This is a genomic window from Ensifer meliloti (assembly GCF_030064585.1).
GTDB classification, from domain to species: Bacteria; Pseudomonadota; Alphaproteobacteria; order Rhizobiales; family Rhizobiaceae; genus Sinorhizobium; species Sinorhizobium meliloti.
In genome coordinates, this window is sequence record NZ_CP120364.1 from 1,425,630 (window position 1) to 1,444,115 (window position 18,486).

The window sequence follows — 18,486 nt, forward strand, 5'->3', positions numbered from 1 at the left end:
ATAATGAAGGTGCTGGTCACGGGCCACCGCGGCTACATCGGAGCCGTTCTGACGCCGATGCTGCATCAGCGCGATCACGACGTGACCGGGCTCGACAGTGATATTTTCCGCTCCTGCACGTTCGAAAGCACCCTCGACGATACGCCGACGATGGAACAGGATGTCCGCGACATTGTCGCCAACGATTTGGTCGGTTTCGACGCCGTCATACACCTCGCCGGGCTCTCCAACGACCCTCTTGGAGACTATCGCCCGAACCTCACCCAACAAATCAACTGCGAAGCTTCCGTGAACCTGGCGCGGCTTGCAAAAAAGGCAGGCGTGCGGCGTTTCCTTTTTGCCTCGTCCTGCAGCAATTACGGAGCCGCAGGCTCGGATTTTTTGACCGAAAGCGCGCCTTTCAACCCCATCACGCCGTATGGCGTTTCCAAGGTGGAAGTAGAGCACGCGGTTGCCCCTATGGCGGACGAAAGCTTCAGCCCTACTTTCCTGCGCGCTTCCACGGCCTACGGCCTATCGCCGCGCATCCGTTTTGATCTTGTCCTCAACAATCTGACTGCATGGGCATTCACCACCGGGCAAATCTACCTCAAGAGCGATGGCTCTCCTTGGCGTCCGATCGTGCATGTGGAAGACATTGCTCGCGCCTATATTGCCGCGCTCGAGGCCGATCGTGAGCTTGTCCACAACGAGGCCTTCAATGTGGGACTGACCACCGAGAACTACCAGGTTCACGAAATCGCCGACATCGTCCAGGCCATCGTGCCAAACAGTCGGATCGAGTTCGCGCCCGATGCGGGTCCGGATACGCGATGCTATCGAGTTGATTGCAACTACATTGGTCGGCGCTTGCACGCCTTCAAGCCGCAATGGACTGCTCGGCGCGGCGTCGAGCAGCTTTACGAGGCGTTCTGCTCGGTTGGCCTCTCCCTCGAAGATTTTGAAGGCGAGCGCTTCAAGCGAATCGCCCATGTGAAGAAGCTGATCCGCAATGGCGAGTTGGACGAAGACCTACGCCGGGTTTCCGTTCCTACCATGGCGGTGGCGATCTAAAGCGCGCGAGGGTGGTACCAACATGCTGCATGAAAAGCTGAACTCTGTTACGGAGCACGCATGCCGGTCCTGCGGCGGAACGCGTCTCGAAACCTTTCTCGACCTGGGCGCAACACCGCTTGTCGATCGCCTTCTCGCCGACGGGGACATCGACAAGCCCGAACTGATCTTCCCGTTGCGCGTCGCGTTCTGCAGAGACTGTAGCCTCGCTCAGATCACCGAAACGGTAAGTCCAAATATCCTCTTTGCGGACGATTACCCCTACTATTCCTCATTCTCGCCCGCGCTGTTAGAACATTCGCGCGAGAACGCGATCGATCTCATCGCCCGCCGCAACCTGGGTCCGGAGAGCCTTGTCATCGAACTGGCGAGCAATGACGGATACCTGCTCAAGAACTATGTCGAGGCGGGAATTAAGGCGCTTGGAATCGATCCCGCCGATGGGCCTGCCGCAGTCGCGGAAAGGATAGGCGTGCAAACGCGCTGCACCTTTTTCACCCGAGATCTCGCCGAAACGCTTCGTGCAGAGGGCGCCGTTGCCGACGTCATTCACGCCAACAACGTACTCGCTCACGTAGCCGACACAAATGGCTTTGTCGCCGGGATAGCACGTCTCCTCAAGGAAGATGGTGTAGCGGTGATCGAGGTGCCCTATGTCGTGCCGTTGATCGAGCATTGCGAGTTCGACACAATCTATCACGAACATCTCTGCTACTTCTCCGTCACGGCGCTCGACAGGCTCTTCCGTCGCCACAGCCTTTATCTCAACGAGATCAAGCCTCTCTCGATCCACGGGGGGTCGCTCCGTCTCTATGTGGAGCTCAGGGAGCGCGTGGGAGCCGCCGTGAAGGATCGCCTTGCGCATGAAACGGCGCTGGGGATCGATACGATCGACTATTTCCGCAATTTCTCTGCAAGGGTCGACGTACTGAAGCGTGAGCTTTTGGCACTGCTGCGCAGGCTGAAGTCAGAGGGCTCTTCTATTGCCGCCTATGGGGCTGCTGCCAAAGGAGCGACGCTGATCAACACGATCGGGATCGGACGTGACCTCATAGACTTCGTCGTAGATCGCAACGTCCACAAGCAAGGCAAGTATATGCCTGGCCAGCGTCTGCCGATACGCTCGACGGAGAGCCTTGTCGAAGCCCAACCGGACTACGTTCTTCTGCTTGCCTGGAATTTTGCGGACGAAATTCTCGACCAGCAAGCCGACTATCACGCGCGTGGTGGAAAGTTTATCATTCCTGTCCCGGTTCCGCGCATCTTGTGAGAGTACGTGTGAGGAGCTGGCATGAAGAGCGCGCAGGCAGTTGAAACAGAGGCGATAGCGTCAGATCTTCGCAGCGAATGTCCAGTTTGCTGTGGGCGAGAGCTACTGCCTTCGGTCACGTTCGAGGCGTTGCCCGTGCTTTGCAACGCTCTCCATTCGAGCCCAGCTTCGGCACGCGCAGCAGAAACCGGCCGATTTTGCGGCGTCTTCTGTCGCCGTTGCACGCATTTCTTTAATGCCGCCTTCGAGGAGCAGCGGATCGGCTACACCCAAAGCTATGAAAACTCCCTGCATTTTTCTCCGCGGTTCCTGGCGTTCGTGGACGCTCTGGCGGGGCGACTGACCGATAGCTATGCACTCGCTGGCAAGACGGTCATCGATGTCGGTTGCGGCAAGGGAGATTTTTTGAAGCGCCTTTGTACGCTCAGCGGCGCCACGGGCATAGGTTTCGACAAGAGCTTTGAGGAAGACCGTGGCGCGCTCGTTCCCCACGTGCGTTTTGTTAGTGATTGGTTCGACGACCGCTATGCCGATTTGCGGCCGGACCTCGTGTCCTGTCGTCACGTCATAGAACACCTCGCTGACCCAATCGCCTTCTTGCGAGCCCTGCGCACCCACCCCGGCACTGGGCCCGAAACCATATTTTATTTTGAGGTCCCCAATGCCCTTTACACCCTGCGCGAATTGGGTATCTGGGATCTCATCTACGAACACGTGTCCTATTTCACCGGGCACTCACTGCGGGTCGCCGTCGAAGCGGCGGGCTTCGACGTGCTGAGTGCTGGAAGCTCATTTGGTAACCAGTATTTGTTTATTGAAGCGCGCGCCGGTACAGTGCACCCGCTTGCCGAAGCCGCAGAGTCTGATGAGTATGTGTTAATGGTCCGCAAATTCGAGGGACTGCATCGCGACAAGGTCACGCATTGGCAGAAGTTTCTTTCTAAACGCAACCTCGAAAGGGTGGTTGTCTGGGGAGCCGGTTCAAAGGGCATCACCTTCGTGAATGTGGTCCCGCCGGCAGCGGGGATCAGTGCGCTTGTCGACGTCAACACGTACAAGCAAGGGCGATTTGCACCGCGGACCGGAACGCCGGTTCTCTCGCCCGAGTCCTTGCGCGGCTGTTTGGTCGAGGCGATCATCATCATGAATCCGCTTTACCGCCATGAGATCGCAGGAATTGCGAAAGCGATCGGTCTTGCGCCGGAAATCGTCGTCGCTTGATGCGGCGGCTGCACCACGAGCTTTTTGTTACGACACGTCGATAGAACGGGAAGGGATGTCGATGACTGTATCGGTCGCAATCGATGCGGGGCCGCGAGATGATCGTGACGAATTGTTGGTCGCCGATGCCTTTTCCGACGATCGCGCCGCCGGCACGGTCATAGGAACCCATACCACCAACGGGGTGACTAGGGGCGGCTGTGATAGTGAACGGCAGATCGCTATCGACCATGGAACGCTCCGGTTTCAACCGCTCGTGAAACCTGGTTGGGCACGCCAGGGGATCGCCTATGGCCCCTTCCGCCGTGCGAGCGGGCTCGTCATGGCTGTCTCCGTCACAAACGGGCACAATACGTCACAGGGCACAACCATCGGAGAGCACATCCTGAGGCGAATTCATCGCTGGGCGTTAGGCCCTAATGCTGACCCTTGGCCGAACCGGCTCGTTTCCTGGGCGTGTGGTCCGCGCAAAAAAGGGACGCTCAGGCGCTTCCTTTGGTGGGCGCACAGCACAAGGACGACCTACAAACTTCCTGATTTCAACGAGAATCTCGCGATAGGCTGGTTTACGAGCGAAGCACCCCGCGACCCGCTTTCTGACGGTTGCGGCTTCATCGTGCATGCAGCGAAAGGGGAAAACGGAGAATTGTGGACGCGGGTCGGGACGCGCTGTCTCAGTGCATTTCGCGGCCTGAAGAACTTGCGGATCTACTATTTCGTCGCTTTGCGTGAGCGTGGCGCAATCTACTATGCCGCTGCCATGGAGGGAGCGCATGGGCTCGCTGCCTTCCCGATGATGCGGCCGATCGCCATTGATCCCTTCAATGACGACGAGATCCTCTACGCCGGCGTGCATCAATGTGTACTCGGCCAGATTGGATTTCGCGTCGATACGCGCATTCATGGCATCAAAGTGCACAAAGTGTCGGTTTTAACGTCTCGCTTTGGGACAACCCATGTCGGTGACCCGATGACGAGAGACGCCGTTGCCAGCGGTATTGCCGGACGGAGTACTTCTTGGCGTGTTTTACGCGGCAATGTCGATTGCACGGAAACGGGGGCCATAGGAGGTGATGGTGTCGCCCTGGCAACCTCCGACCCTGGCGTTCCGTCGGGGCTCATTCATGCGATCGCCGTGACTGGCGATACTCCGGGCGCTTGCGGCCTCGCGTGGCGCGTTCGGGATGGCGACAATTTCTGGCTCTTCAAGGTGTCGGGCGAGGGGAGTGCGCTCATCCGAGTAGAGCAGGGGGCAGAAGTCATCCTTGTCCGCGACTCGCGCCGAAGCCTACTGCCAGACACCCTTCATTCGTTGCAGATTCTCGACGGATATGGGCAAATCGGTTGTTACCTGGATGGCGATCGCCTTTTCGGCATTGACGATGAACCGCTCGAAGAAGCTACAGGCACCGGCATATGGTTTGACGGCGCTGGTGGCGTGGAGATGCGAGATTTCGAGGCGCATCCACGCGAGGTGCCCATACCGCCCTTTGTGCTCTTCGACGCGCCTTGGCTGCGGCTTGGCCAACGCGCCGAAATCGTCGATGACTTCGCTGGGCCGTTCGGGGATCTTGCGGGACGCGCGCCCAGGATCGGCAGAGGAACCTGGGGCAAAACCTTCGGTATCGGCTTGATTGACGTCACCGGTAACGGTGCGGCGCGCGTGCGGGGAACCCTAGAAAAACCCCATCCGAACAGAACATTGTACACGCTGCCGTGGGATGAGGTTGGCTTCGCCGATTTGGAAGTCACTATTACGCCGCCCGGTGAAGAGCGCGGCCAGGCGCATTGTTGCCGTACAGGGCTCGTATTCTGGCAGGACCGTGACAATTACCTCACGTTCACGGTTTATCTGGACGATGAATACCATGGATCCTCGATTGCGCTGTTTACGAAGCGTCACGGTTTTGAAGAGCTTTATGACGCGGTGTGGACAATGCTTTGGACCAAAATCGACTGGGGCAAGCCCTTCCGCCTCCGGATTCCCTTCGATGGAGAGCGCTTTGTGGTCTTTGTCGATGACGAACCTGTGATGCAGCGGGCTCTGACTGATCTATATCCGGATGATCCGCCGCTGCGAATTTTGCGCGTGGGCCTGGCGGTTAATTGGGAATGGGGAAATGATACCGGATCGACCCTTCAGTCGTTTATCGCGCGCCGGTGACGGCGTGCAAATTCGTCAGGAGTCGGTCCGAATTTCGCTTGAGCGCGGCGCGTTTTCCGCCATGGGAATTCGGTGAAGGTTGGTTGGGCGCACGAAGCAGTGGCGTGTATAATCAGTAACAAGCCTGACAAAATATGTTAAGGGCACCGGGGTTCTGGGCCAGGCCGTCCATGTCGCTAGTGAATGCAGCCCAATGAGATATCGAGATGAGACTAGGCGGTCGTGCTTATCTATTCCCGCGTAAGTGACGAATCCGCGAAACTCTGCTGCGAATCTCTTCAGCACGCTTTCGACTTGCCTGTCGTAAGGCTCGTTCGGGGCAAAACCCTGCTGTTTCATCGTCGTGCCGATCACCCTTGTGTGGGTCACGACCACCTCGTCAACAATCGCGTAGCGGAACCATGGATCGTCGTTAAGACGCGTCCACACAAGATCTATTCCCGTTTCATAGCCGAGACTAAATAACGGGAGTGCCTTACGCAGGTATTTCGCGCGGAATACAGGACACATCATCTCGACCGTGTTGGTGAACCGCAGTCGAAATTTGTGAATGACGAGCGTCGCCGCGTATGAGAAGTAACTGTCCCAGGACAAGGCTGGTTGAAACAGGTCGAGACGGTAAGCCATTCCGATCTGAAACAGGCGGTTGATATCCTGCTTTGTCGCTTTGATGTCATCGTCAATAAGTGCGATGTATTCGTAGCGGTCCAGCAGTTCAGGATATCGTTGGAAGAGTTCGTTATATCCGGCGATCTTTCGCCCAGGTAACAGGATGGACCACTGATCACTTGCGCCGGGCGTAAGCTCCTCATAAGCGGCCACGAGGAGATCAAACTCAGCCTTCCCCGTTCCCGCCATCCAGCCCGCATGCAAAGAGTTGCGGCCCGCGCGCACGATGACCAGGTTTTTCCGCCGCAGTCGTGCGGCTGAATCACCAGGCAATGCTGGTCGGGTAATCTTCATCGGTTGGAAAGTGAGGTGCGGCTTATTCATGTTCGTCCTGACGGCTGGTTCGAGGAACCCTGTATCGACTTTAAGGCGCGCAACCCGATGGCGCGGAGTTTGGCGCGAAGCCGAGGTGAAAAGGCGCCGACGCCCTCCAGGACAAGCCGGCCTATCAGAGGAGGATCCAATATCCAAAGCGCAAGATGGCAGAGCGAATGGTGAACCGGTGCTTGGCGTCTATGCCTATAGGCGATTACGACCAGGTGCCTCAATCGACTGGACAATTCGAAGGGATTCGAGCCTGACGCGTCCTGGTTGTGCCAGAGCAAGCGCTCACTGCTGTGCATATTCACCGACCGTGTGGGATGATCGCGACTGTACAGAATAGCGCTTGGCACACGGACGAATTTGCCAAGCAATGCCATTTCGGCAAGGAGCGCGCAATCGGAGCCGTAGTAGGGCTCATGGAGAGACGTCTGAACAAGGGAACTCCGGCGCCAAAGCCCGAACATCGCCGCATCGCATCCATGCGCGGCAATCAATATCCGGAAGCGCGATGCAGGCGGTAAATTCCTCATATTCGGCAAGTCGCGTTCCTGATAAGCAGTCATTGCGCCATACCCGTCGATGCCCAGCAAAGTAGGGTATGCGATCACGGCATCCGCATCCTCATCGAGAGCGTTTGCGGTGTCCGTGAGAAAGTTGGCGCTGATCAGGTCATCATGCGCGCACCATTTGAAGTAAGTCCCGCAGCTCAACGTGAAAGCCCGGTTGAAGTTGCCCCCCGCTCCAAGGTTCCGTGTATTTCTGAAATAGCGTATTCTGGTGTCGCGTTCGGCGAGCGACTGGCAGATTTCCGCCGTCCTGTCCGTTGACGCATTGTCCGTAATGATAAGCTCGAAGTCCTCGAAGTCCTGGTCGAGAAGCGATTGGATCGCCTCGGCTATGAAGTTCTCTCCGTTGTACACCGGCAATCCAAGGGAAACGCGCACCGACATGTTTTGCTCCGGTTATCAATTTCCCACTGCAACAATTTCCGGCTTGAGGCCCAGCGAGTTGAGCGTCTGGGAAACCTCATTGCTATAGATCGCGTTCATCACGATGACCAAATCCGGTGGCTGCTCCAACAATGCATGCGGCGAGACGACGGGGTGGCCGGTCCCCGGGGTGTACTTGCCCTGTTTGTAAGGATTGATGTCAACCGCCGCATCCACTTCTTCGCCCAGGCCGAGCGTCGTGAGGAAAGAGACTGCTTTCGACCCGCCACCCCACAGGACCACCCGGCGGCCAGAGGCGTGCGCCGCGGCAACACGTTCGTGCCACTGCTGCTGAAATGAGCTTACCCGGTTTGAAAAGGTTTCAACGAGGCGCTCCAATTCGGCAAGGTCATCCTCCAGCGGCAACGTCGGCCGTATTCGCCCGTCGGCCGGTCTGGCGTATTGGACGAGATATTGGCCTCCATAGACCAACTCGAGGCCGGTGACGTCGAAGCCCTCTTGCCGAAAGACACGGGCATGAGCGCCAGGGCTGAAATAGGAGCAGTGCTCGTAGTAGATATCCCAGAATGCGGCTTCCATGAGCACACGCTTTGCATCCGGCGTTTCAAAGACAATCCAGGTGTCATTATGCGTGCCGGCGAGTCGTCGAACTGAGCGGAGGAATTCCCGTACAGGCCCGATATGCTCGAGCGTATGACGGCAGAGAACTACATCCGCACTGAGATGCTCGTATTTGGGCCCAAAATGGTCGACGATGAAGTTCAGCCTGCGATCGCCGTCGCTGCCGCGTCCCTTGTCCGCCCGATAGCCCGGGTCGATTCCGAGTCCGGTCGCACCACCCACGGCGCAGAGTTCCCGCAGGAATTCTCCTTTGCCGCAGCCGATCTCGAGCACGTGCTTTCCCGCGACTGCGCATACCTCCACGATCTCTCCGGCAAGTTTCTTCGCGAATGCGCCGAAAGTGTCCGAAAAATGTTGTGATTCCTCGAAGTTGGTCGAATAGCCCATTACGGACTCGTCGAAGATACGGTTGAAGATGAAGCCACAAGCTTGGCAGTAGGCAAGCTCAAGATCGCGCACAGGGAACGCGCGGGCTTCCTCTGCGGATCCCAGCAGAATGCAACTGTGCACGGGAATGGAAGAAGCCCGATAGATTGGCCTTGTACCGGTCGACGCACAGCAGGGACAACCTCCCGGTGCGGCGACATTGGGCCTCATGGGCGCCACATTCAGTTCGAGCGAATTCATAACTTCACCGGATCGAGTTTGGGTACACCGTTAGGTGCGTCAGAAGGTTGCCCTTGGGCCGCATCAGTGGCACGGTCCCAGTTGTCTAAAGTGTGGATACCCTCCTGCGCTCCAGCAAGCTCGCCATTGGGAGTATGGGATCGCTGTTTCCCGGCGTCTAAATGGGTAGGTCGCCGATTGCGGAAGTCTCTCGTGTGCTTGGCAATCACAACTGGAAAAGGTCACCGGGACCGCTTGTACATCGATACTGGCAGCCCGGACCGCTACGGCCTAGTTTCCGTTAGCGGTCATCGGCAAGAAGATGCAGGATTTTTCTTCTACGTGTGATCTTTCGCCATGGATAAACCCAAGTCATTCTGCTTCTGCTACGCCGCCGATGCGCTATGCCTGCCCTAGTCTGGGCCTCCGGGGGTACCGGTGTAACTATTGTGCTTCCGTGCAAGCGCATTTCGGCTGCGCAATAATAGCGATTGAACGATTCATCCCACGGCCAACCGGGCATGTTCCAGGGTTTGGGGCCCCCGGTAAAGTGCCATATTGTGGGACCGATACCTCGTCTGCGCGGATCGAGGACCATCATGTGTTCACTCTGGTAGTTGTAGCGGAGGGACAGCATCGTGACGCGGCCACGCGCCGCGTGATTAAGCGCACTCTGATCCGAGGCGGGGCAATGTTCCGGGTGCTCGATCATGAACTTCATGGCGGCAGGAACAATGTCGTTCCACGCGTCGCGTGAGGCGTAAATCACGCCGGAGTTGAAATAAGTTTCGGCCCGGCAGCCTATGCCTTCCAGATGGGCCAGATCGCGCTTCTTACCACGACTGACCTCGTCCATGAAAATGTTCAGAAAATCTGGTGCGGCCATCAAACCTTCCGCTGGCGGCGTACGGGCCAAGAGGCTATCAAGCTCGCCATCGACCAGTGTGTCTCCGTCAATATAAAGAAACCGGTCGACCCCGGCATCAAGCAAACTGTCGATCCAAAATCTCGCGAGAGCTATAGGCGGCAGATAGTGATCGCGGTGGTATGGGGCAAGCTCGGCCAATTGCGGCAGCCTTACGGCAATGACTTTAATCTTGGTGCCAGCGACCGCTTCGTCAAATTGGCGGGCCCAGGTATCTTCAGCACCGACCACGAACATGCGAATTGCGATGTCTGCGCCTTTGGTGTGTTGATCAGCAGACAACGCGGCAGAAAATGTCGGTAGTGCATAATTCTGATCAGTGACCAGGACAATTGCGGCGCTCCCGGAGGAACTCTGCCTGTTGGGTGGAAGAACCGCGCCTTTGTCCATGTCCCGATGTCTCCGCTAGAGCATATCTGCCGGGAGTATCGACGAGGGCCCCGGGAACGAGGCTCGCTTGCGTCTTGTACCGAAGGCAGCATTTTCGTCTTCGCATGCGGTTTCACGCGCCAGGCATATGGCGATCCGGTCGGCGCTTCCAGCACCAAATTCCACAAATTCAAGCGAGAGGTCATGCTGGCAAATAGTAGGGGAGCGATCGTCCAAAGGTGTAGCGAACGTCGCCGCCTCCTCACTTTCGACGAATTGCCGCGCGGGCCGGGCGGCGGCATGGTTCGGGGATCGAAATGAAAAGGATTTGGTCATGTTTACTCGGCTGGCAATCGGAGCACTATATCTCCTAACCACGGCCGCCTCCGGCTCCGCAGACATACTTTGGGGGATCAACGGCCATCCGATAACGGCATATCCTGGCATTGGAATCGAACAACAACTCAACTTCCTCGAGGATCTCGGCATGAAATCTTACCGCGTCAACATTTCCGACGCAGTCAGAGTAGAGGACCTCGCGGTACTTGTGAAAGAAGGAAAGGCCCGCGGCATAAGTATCCTTCCCGTGATCACACCCGGCAACATTGACCTCGACAAGGACAGCGTGGGAGATCTTTACGAGAAAGCCCATAGGCTCGCCGTAACGCTTGGCTCCCAGTTCAAGGCCGACATCCGGGTCTGGGAACTGGGAAACGAGATGGAAAACTATGCCATCATCAAGGCTTGCGAAAAGCGGGACGACGGTAGTCAATATCCGTGTGAATGGGGTCCTGCCGGCGGAGTCGGTCCACTGGACTACTATGGACCCCGATGGGCGAAGGTGAGCGCTGTCCTGAGAGGATTGTCTGATGGAATGACCGCCGTTGACCCGCAAATCCGAAAGGCAATTGGCACGGCGGGCTGGGGGCACGTCGGTGCCTTTGAAAGGATGAAGCAGGACGGTATCGACTGGGATATCTCCGTCTGGCATATGTATGGCGAAGACCCTGAATGGGCGTTCAAGGAACTCGCACGTTATGGCCATCCTATCTGGGTCACGGAGTTCAACAATCCCCTCGGTAGTCAACGCAGCGACGAGCAGCAGGCAGACGGACTTAGGCAGGCGATGATGCGTTTGCGCGAGTTACACTTGAAATACAGCGTAGAGGCGGCGCACGTTTACGAACTCTTGGACGAGACATATTGGGCACCCAATTTCGAGGCGTTTATGGGCCTCGTCAAGCTCATCGCAAAGAGTGATGGCGGCTGGGCAATAGGGGAGCCCAAACCAGCCTACGCCGCGGCAAGGGAAGTCATTCTCGGGAAGCGCCCTGTGGTGCGCCCCAAAAGGGACTGTGAAATATCGGAAGTCAGGGCCTCCGAACCCCTCTCTGTACGGCAGGGGCGCTTTGCCTACTGTCTCGTGCTAGGACACACAAAGGATGCAGGAGCCATAGCCCGTTGGGCGGAGGCATTGGAGAACGGCGAGACCAATGTCACGGAAATGATGCTCACCCTGATGCAATCCGATGAATTCAATCGGCGTTACGCCACCTTTGGCTTGACTGACCGGCCCTTCATCAGTTTTCTCTATCTCCTGCTTATGGACCGGTCAGCCGATCCATACGGCCTCGACAGCTACGCGGGACATCTGAGTGGCGGAACTATGACCAGGGAACACGTCGCCTTGGGCATGATGCTATCGAGTGAGTTTCAAAGGAAATATGCCACGCACCTTGGTGCGGGTCAGTGACGTCTTCGATGTCCAATGCGACATCTATGTCCATGAGGAAAGAAGGTTGTCTCTCCGCTACGCGCGACTTGGCCTACGCCTGCTAGTTGCCTTCGGTGACGCGCCGCGCTGATGGAGCGAAGCTCCATCCAGATCTCAGCGGCACTCGCTGCTCATCGTAGATGAAATTGTCAATCGCTAATTTATGAAGGGTGTAGACCTACTCCATTTGGGGGCATTTCCGCATCCCGCCCTTGAGGCTAACCTGCAATTTCCGGGACAATTTGGATCTCAGCAGGTCTGCAAATCGACATGCACATCTATTCCGCAGCGCAAGAGGATTGGCCCCGCCGGTCGAGAAATTCACTAGGGGATGCTTGGCCGAGTGTCACTAGAATGTGCCTTACGCTTGCCCGGCACTTCCACATGATCCACGCGAACTGCGGGCGGACACCATGTTAGAGCGCCAAAGGTCGGCAGCGGCAGGCCAGCAGAATTTGTATGGACCAGCTAGGGACTCCGAGTTTATCGGCTTTGCCGATATCACCTCATTTGTCAGGCAGCGTATATTTCTGATCATGGCATTTCCGTTGCTTGGGCTGCTTGGCGCCGGCTTTTCCTTAGCTACCACGGATTCGATCTTCACGGCTCGTACCCAGATTCTCATCGAACCGAAGATCCCCGAATTGCTGCAACGGCAATCCGGGGAGATCAATTTGTCCCTGGACACGTCCCAGGTTGAAACCCAACTCGCGGTGCTCAGGTCCGAGAAGATTGCGTTGATGGTGATCGAAGAGTTGAACCTTGTCGACAACCCGCGTTTCAAGTCCGTGAGCAGCCCAAGCATGGTGGAGCGCGTCCAACGAATAAAGGAAATGGCCGTCGACATGCTCGCTCTCGACGGCGATCTGCAACATCAGGCGATGCAGAAGCTTGCTTCGCCAATCGAAGACCGGTCGGAAACAAAAGCCGTCACTGCACAACTACCGGAGTTTGAGCGCAGGCGCATCGTGGTCGAATCATTCAGAGAAAGCTTGGGCGTCCAGCGCGTTGGTGTCTCCTATGCTATCGATATAACCTTCCAATCCCACGATCCCGCACTAGCTGCAAAGGTCGCCAATGCCACAGCGGCAGCGTTCGTTCGCGAACAGCTGGAGACCCGAGCTGCAGCCGCACGCGAAGGCGTGGCATGGCTTGAAAAACGCATCGAGGAAGTGCGCACCCAGATGAATCTGGCCACGCAGGTGACCCAAGAGTTTCGCGCCAAGCACGACTACAGCGTTGGCCGTCAACTAGGGGCTACAATCGTGGACGGGGAGGTCGTGGCGTCCGGACAAGGGAAGGGAGTAACGCGAAACGGCCCCACTCTCGAGGAGCTCGAGGTCACCGCGGATACCTATCGAAAGATGTATGAAAGCCTCTTGGCCGCTTTCACAAGTTCTGTGAACCAACAACCTTACCTGATAGCAGATGCACGCGTCATCACGCAGGCCACGCGACCGCTTGCAGCCAGTCACCCGCGGAAGAAGCTTGTGCTTGCATTGGGGGGCCTTTCGGGGCTGATGGCCGGCTTCGGGCTGGCATTCGCACGGCATACACTGGACCGAACAATACGGACGTCGAGGCAGGTCAGGGACGAGTTGGGCTTTGACTGCGTCGGGGAACTGCCACCAGTGGGCTTTCTGCGAGGCTTTGGACAACTGGATGACGTACTAAGGCGGCCGGAGTCTCTGTTTAGCCGGAATCTCAGGCATACGAAGGGGGCCATTAGCCTGGCCGATGTCGCGCATCCCTTGCGATGCATCGGCGTCACCTCGGCCACTCCGGATGACGGCAAGAGCACGGTTGCGAGCAACCTTGCGGCGCTTTATGCCGTCTCCGGCATGCGGACTCTCGTAATTGACGCCGATGGATTCCACTCCACGTTGACCAAGCGCCTTCCACATTCGCAGTCACCGGCCGGCGAGAACCGCGATGGTGCGGAAATAGAAGGGCAGATCACATCCGTTCCAGGGTTGCAATTTGATCTCTTGCCAAGCCCGGCATCCGATGCGCTCCGCCTGATTACACCCAAGAATCTGGAAGCATTATTGGTCAATGAACTCGATAGCTATGAGATCATCATTGTCGACCTTCCGCCGTTCACCTCTGGGGTGCACGGTTTGGTGGCTGCTTCCGTGCTCGACGGTGTGCTAATCGTCGCGGAATGGGGGAAAACCCCCCTGGACCTTGTCAGCGAGCTTTCACGCATTTTGCGGGTTACAAAGACCGCGGTGATCGGCGTGGTCATGACCAAGGTCCGTAGCTTGTCGACGCGACAATATCGCAAGCGCGCCACTCAGACGGGGCATTGATTGCAGGTGCCTTGTAGAACGGCTCCACTTGTTCCTGGGCGGCAGACGGTGCGGCTCCGCGTATTGGCGAGATGCGGTCGCCGAGCCGCATTCGAAGCGCGTAGCCGATAGCAACTTAGTAGTAGGCAGCGGCGGCGGTTGCAAAAAACGTTACGCCCTTTGCCGTTCTTGCCTCGCGGCGGCGGCGGCTGAAAAATATCTGGGTGAGATGTCCTGGGGGCCGCTGAGATCATGACAGTCAACACTCCTGGTATTCGTCCAGACCGTCGCGGAATCGTCGCCAGGTTGCTCGGTAGCAACAGCTCGTTGACGGGCGTGCGCCGTTCCTCGCATTCGGAAGCCTCCTCAAAAGAACGACCGAGCCACAAATGGCCGCCCCTTCCGATTGAAGGCAGTTCCACCAGGGAGATTGACGCGAATGCTGAGGATCAGCCCTTGGCGATTGCAAGACCACATGGACCACATCTCCAGCCCCTTGGCGGTAGGTCCAAGAGAGGCTTGGACCTCGCAGTCGCTTCGACGGCTCTTGTTTTGGCCCTGCCATTAATGACCGTCGTCGCACTCCTCATCAAGTTAATCACGGGGGGGCCAGTCCTGTTCGTCCATCGCCGTATCGGTTTCAACGGCGCGCCATTCGATTGCTATAAGTTTCGAACGATGGCGGAGAACGCGGACCAGGTACTCAAGGAGTATCTTGCCTGCAATCCCCGGGCAGCCGAGGAGTGGCGGGAAACCCAAAAGCTCAAAAATGATCCGCGCACCACGCCGCTCGGCCAAATGTTGAGGAAGTCCAGCCTTGATGAACTTCCCCAACTGATCAATATCCTGCGAGGGGAGATGAGCTGCGTCGGACCACGGCCCATCGTGGCCAGCGAGATGTCGCGATATGGTGCCGTGGCGTACGAATATCTAAAAACCCGCCCCGGTTTGACCGGTCTTTGGCAGATAAGTGGCAGGAATGACATTGAATACGCGAGCCGAGTTGCCCTCGACGCGCAATACGTACGGAATTGGTCCATTTGGGCTGATCTCATCATCCTGGCTAAGACAGCCTACGCGGTCATGAGGTTCGATGAGGCGTCGTAGAGGGTCGCAACAGACGTGGCACGTCCGCTGGCTGCAATCGACCGCCTATCGCCGATGTCGATCAAAGGGCGACCTGTGCAACAACGTCGCAAAGAGAAGGCCAATGAGATAGGTACCTTGTAAGGTGAGAACGAGGTACAGCGTCGTCAAAAACGTGCGTTGGTCTGAAAACCCCAAGCACTGCATCGCGGTAGCGCTCACCATAATCGTTACTAAGGACGCGACTATGAGCGCAGGCACCCTGAGGCGAAGTCCGATCAGCACGCCGACCGCTCCGACTGCAAGGAAGCTCCAAAGCATACCAACCTCTCCGCAGGCGTCCGAAGGGAAACCAATCAAGCCCAGAAAAGCAGAGTCGCTTGGACTTGTGAACGTGCGTCTCAAAATTATGATGGCTTTTCATTGCCAGCGTGTGCAGCCATCTTAACCGGCCTGGCGAAAACCCCGTCGGCCTGTAGCGATCCGGCATCATGAGCTTGGATCTGGACCTCAATCTGCTGGCGGCTTATGGCTGCTCGCATCGCGAAGCGCATTCATTCAGGATTGCCGGGACGCACCTTGCTGTCCGCCACCGATGTGAGAGGTCGCCGTCGAAACAGTGAAGACGCCGCGATGCTCGACCGCTTGCCCTTCCATGGGTCACATAATGGGCTTACAGCCTGCGACCATTCAGTCGGCTGCCTGCCGACTACGGCCGCAATTCGCTTGCTATCACGGTATTGAAGAGCCTAGCGAACATTCGGTACTCTGGATATCGTCGGCGCGATCGAGAGCGCAGTGGTGCCCGGGTCGCCCGGGTCGGTGGCCTCGAAGTCCTCGAAGTCCTCGAGGTCGGGCATGGGAATTTCCACCTTCAAGGTATCACCCGGCTTGACCACGTTCGACTCGCCCGCCCGTAGTTCCTTGCTGTGGCCATTTGTCGTGCGCACGATGGTGTAGATCGGTTTGGCCTTAGCGGCCCAAGCCTGGCGCGCCAGAAGCCGAGGCGCTGAGATTTCCGACTCATGTAGCAGTTCAATCGCCGTCTCTGCCTTGCGACCCAGTGCATCGAGTTCCGCTTGTGTCTGGCGCAGAGTTGCAGTGACTTCGTTCACGTACCGATTGCGCAATTCCAGAATGGAGATCTCCGTCTTGCTAATCTCCTGTCGCGTGCGGAGAAGGCTTGTCTCACCCGCCAGTCGTTCACTTTGATACTGCGCGAGCGCGCGTTCCAGTGACATCTCTCGTGGAGCGGCCGCGAGGCCCTTGGAAACAAGCGATGATACATCCCCCAGCTCCTTCTGGATGAGTGCGATCTGCCTGTCGTGGAAAACAAGTTGCTTGTCCAATGATATGAGCTCCTTTTCCAGAAAGGCGCGAAGATTTTCAAGTGCACGGATCTGGGTCTCTAGCCCTTCGCGGCGGGCCTGGAAGATTGACCGTTCCTGCCCCATGAGAAGCGCGACCGCGTGGTCGTCTTGACGAGAAATCAGCGAGCCTGGAAAATTAATATTTTTTGCGTGCTTAAGCTCGGCCTCCAGTCGTGCCTTGCGGGCCAGAAGATTGATATTCTCAAGCCCGAGAAGGCTGACGTCTCCTCTTCCTTGGATCATTTCGCGCTCGAATCTGGCGATGCTTTCTTCCCTCGTTCTCACGCCTCCGGCGATGCTTACCGCTTGGAGAACCGTAAGCTCCGGCCTGTATGGAAATTCCCCCGGTTGCATCACATGCCCGACGATATAAAAGGGTCTGTACTGAATGACTTCAACTGCTGCATCGGGACGTCTCCCGAGACCCATATTGCGCTTCAAGTTATCGCCAATGGCGTAGGCGAGGCTGTTCGGAGTGAGACCGGCGGCAGGGATTGCCCCGACAAAGGGGAGTGACAATGTCCCGCCCGCGCTGACCGTGAAGGTATCATTCAAAGCCTTCCATTCAAAAATAACGTCACGCGAGGCGCGCCATTCATAAATCTTGACGCGCACCTTGTCCTGAGGTCCGAGGAGATATTCATCGTTGGCGATGGCGTCAATTGGTCCACATACGGTGAAAACGGAAAGCGCGGCGGACAAGGCGGAACGGCCAACGCAACGCCTGATACGCTTCGACAAAACGCGGGCTGGAACAAGACCCCGCGCTTCCAATGAAAAGGGCAATATGGATCTCGGGTGTTTGTGTGAGGGCATCATCTGGCCTCCTATGCGGCTATCTTGTGGATGTATTCGGGCTCGATGCGGCCCTTCAGCAGATGCGCGAGGGCTATAAGGTTGCCGCGAAGGCGTCCCCGCCGGTCGATGTATGGCTCCGGCCAAAGGCTGCGCACAAGATTGGCGGCTAGGTTGCGTCCCATCAGGGGTAGCGCGAAACTTGCCGGCACGCTTCCTTTTCTTATCAGGTAAATTGGATTGATGATCTGGGAGTAGCCAAAGCGCTCGCCGCTGACGCGGCCGATCTTGAGTCCGAGATGAACACCGTGCAGTGTACTCAGACCGATCACTCGACCGAATCGTCTCAACTGACTTGTGAAGTCGATGTCCTCCTGCCAACCGTAAAGGACCAGCCGCTCATCGAAGCGCAACTTGCCGATAAACTTCATTCGAATCGACATGTTGCAGCCATAGGCGCCGACATGATCAACGATTTTCGGCTTGGCAGGCATTTTCGATCGTTCAGCCGCAAGGACTTGAAGCCCCTCCGCCCAGCTCAGACCTGCAGTTCGGGCGCCGTCCTTGACGACGTGCCCCATCACCACCGCCCAGTCCTCATGCTCCTGAAACGCCCGATCAACAAGGCGGAGATAATTATCCTCGGGTATGAAGTCATCATCAAAGAAGGTGATCACATCAAAGCGCTCTAAGACCTGATCGAGCGCTTGGTTGCGTTGCGCGCACAGTCCCCGCCTTCCCAAGACGGTCGAGATCGGAAATTTGGGCGTCTCGTAGACCGGAACGTGCGTCTCGTCAGGAGCCGACACGACAACCTCGTCCGGCAGCCTTTCCTGCCTTTCGAGGTGCTCTAGAAGGTGGGCAAGCTCCTCTTTGCGGCCGAAAGTGGCAATGATCACGGCCAGTTTCATCAATAGCTCGCTCTCCTGCAGTTGACATAATCACGGGCCTTCGCCTGGCGAAATTCATCCTAGGCGAGCCGGGTTGGCCAGACAGCC

General features: G+C 57.2%; 13 protein-coding genes. 7 read left to right on the forward strand and 6 right to left on the reverse strand.

The features are described 5' to 3' along the window. Positions 1–3 precede the first annotated feature (3 nt). From PZL22_RS06570 to PZL22_RS06585, 4 genes are all read left to right on the forward strand, one after another. Positions 4–1,053, forward strand: a complete 1,050-nt coding sequence (locus tag PZL22_RS06570; protein ID WP_284718310.1) for an NAD-dependent epimerase/dehydratase family protein — start codon at positions 4–6, stop codon at positions 1,051–1,053. A gap of 22 nt (positions 1,054–1,075) precedes the next feature. Beyond that, positions 1,076–2,323, forward strand: a complete 1,248-nt coding sequence (locus PZL22_RS06575) for a class I SAM-dependent methyltransferase (protein ID WP_284718311.1) — start codon at positions 1,076–1,078, stop codon at positions 2,321–2,323. A gap of 21 nt (positions 2,324–2,344) precedes the next feature. Beyond that, positions 2,345–3,544 carry a class I SAM-dependent methyltransferase gene (locus PZL22_RS06580; protein WP_284718312.1) on the forward strand — a complete coding sequence of 400 codons (1,200 nt, stop codon included), beginning with the start codon at positions 2,345–2,347 and terminating at the stop codon, positions 3,542–3,544. 61 nt (positions 3,545–3,605) lie between these two features. Next, entirely contained in the window at positions 3,606–5,708 is a 2,103-nt protein-coding gene (locus tag PZL22_RS06585; protein WP_284718313.1) for a DNA-binding protein, read from the forward strand. A 15-nt stretch (positions 5,709–5,723) separates the two neighbouring features. Here PZL22_RS06585 and PZL22_RS06590 read toward each other — a convergent pair whose 3' ends face one another. The 4 genes from PZL22_RS06590 to PZL22_RS06605 form a co-directional block, all read right to left on the reverse strand. Continuing rightward, positions 5,724–6,581, reverse strand: a complete 858-nt coding sequence (locus PZL22_RS06590; RefSeq protein WP_411974190.1) for a hypothetical protein — start codon at positions 6,579–6,581, stop codon at positions 5,724–5,726. Between the two features lie 116 nt (positions 6,582–6,697). Then, positions 6,698–7,651 (reverse strand): glycosyltransferase family 2 protein, encoded by a 954-nt coding sequence (locus PZL22_RS06595; RefSeq protein ID WP_284718315.1) that lies wholly within the window; start codon positions 7,649–7,651, stop codon positions 6,698–6,700. Between the two features lie 15 nt (positions 7,652–7,666). Further along, on the reverse strand, positions 7,667–8,659 hold the full coding sequence (locus PZL22_RS06600) for a class I SAM-dependent methyltransferase (RefSeq protein ID WP_284718500.1): 993 nt from the start codon (positions 8,657–8,659) through the stop codon (positions 7,667–7,669). Between the two features lie 520 nt (positions 8,660–9,179). After that, positions 9,180–10,193 carry a glycosyltransferase family 8 protein gene (locus PZL22_RS06605; protein ID WP_284718316.1) on the reverse strand — a complete coding sequence of 338 codons (1,014 nt, stop codon included), beginning with the start codon at positions 10,191–10,193 and terminating at the stop codon, positions 9,180–9,182. Between the two features lie 313 nt (positions 10,194–10,506). On the opposite strand from PZL22_RS06605, the gene PZL22_RS06610 reads away from it, so the two are divergent. The 3 genes from PZL22_RS06610 (at position 10,507) to PZL22_RS06620 (ending at position 15,344) form a co-directional block, all read left to right on the forward strand. Continuing rightward, positions 10,507–11,925, forward strand: a complete 1,419-nt coding sequence (locus PZL22_RS06610; protein WP_284718317.1) for a DUF4214 domain-containing protein — start codon at positions 10,507–10,509, stop codon at positions 11,923–11,925. Positions 11,926–12,359: 434 nt separating this feature from the next. After that, positions 12,360–14,258 (forward strand): polysaccharide biosynthesis tyrosine autokinase, encoded by a 1,899-nt coding sequence (locus PZL22_RS06615; RefSeq protein ID WP_284718318.1) that lies wholly within the window; start codon positions 12,360–12,362, stop codon positions 14,256–14,258. A 498-nt stretch (positions 14,259–14,756) separates the two neighbouring features. Continuing rightward, positions 14,757–15,344 (forward strand): sugar transferase, encoded by a 588-nt coding sequence (locus tag PZL22_RS06620; protein ID WP_284718319.1) that lies wholly within the window; start codon positions 14,757–14,759, stop codon positions 15,342–15,344. 728 nt (positions 15,345–16,072) lie between these two features. Here PZL22_RS06620 and PZL22_RS06625 read toward each other — a convergent pair. Together PZL22_RS06625 and PZL22_RS06630 are read right to left on the reverse strand one after the other, a co-directional pair. Next, positions 16,073–17,512 (reverse strand): polysaccharide biosynthesis/export family protein, encoded by a 1,440-nt coding sequence (locus PZL22_RS06625; protein ID WP_284718320.1) that lies wholly within the window; start codon positions 17,510–17,512, stop codon positions 16,073–16,075. Between the two features lie 8 nt (positions 17,513–17,520). Continuing rightward, on the reverse strand, positions 17,521–18,399 hold the full coding sequence (locus PZL22_RS06630) for a glycosyltransferase family 2 protein (RefSeq protein ID WP_284718321.1): 879 nt from the start codon (positions 18,397–18,399) through the stop codon (positions 17,521–17,523). Between the last annotated feature and the right edge of the window lie 87 nt (positions 18,400–18,486).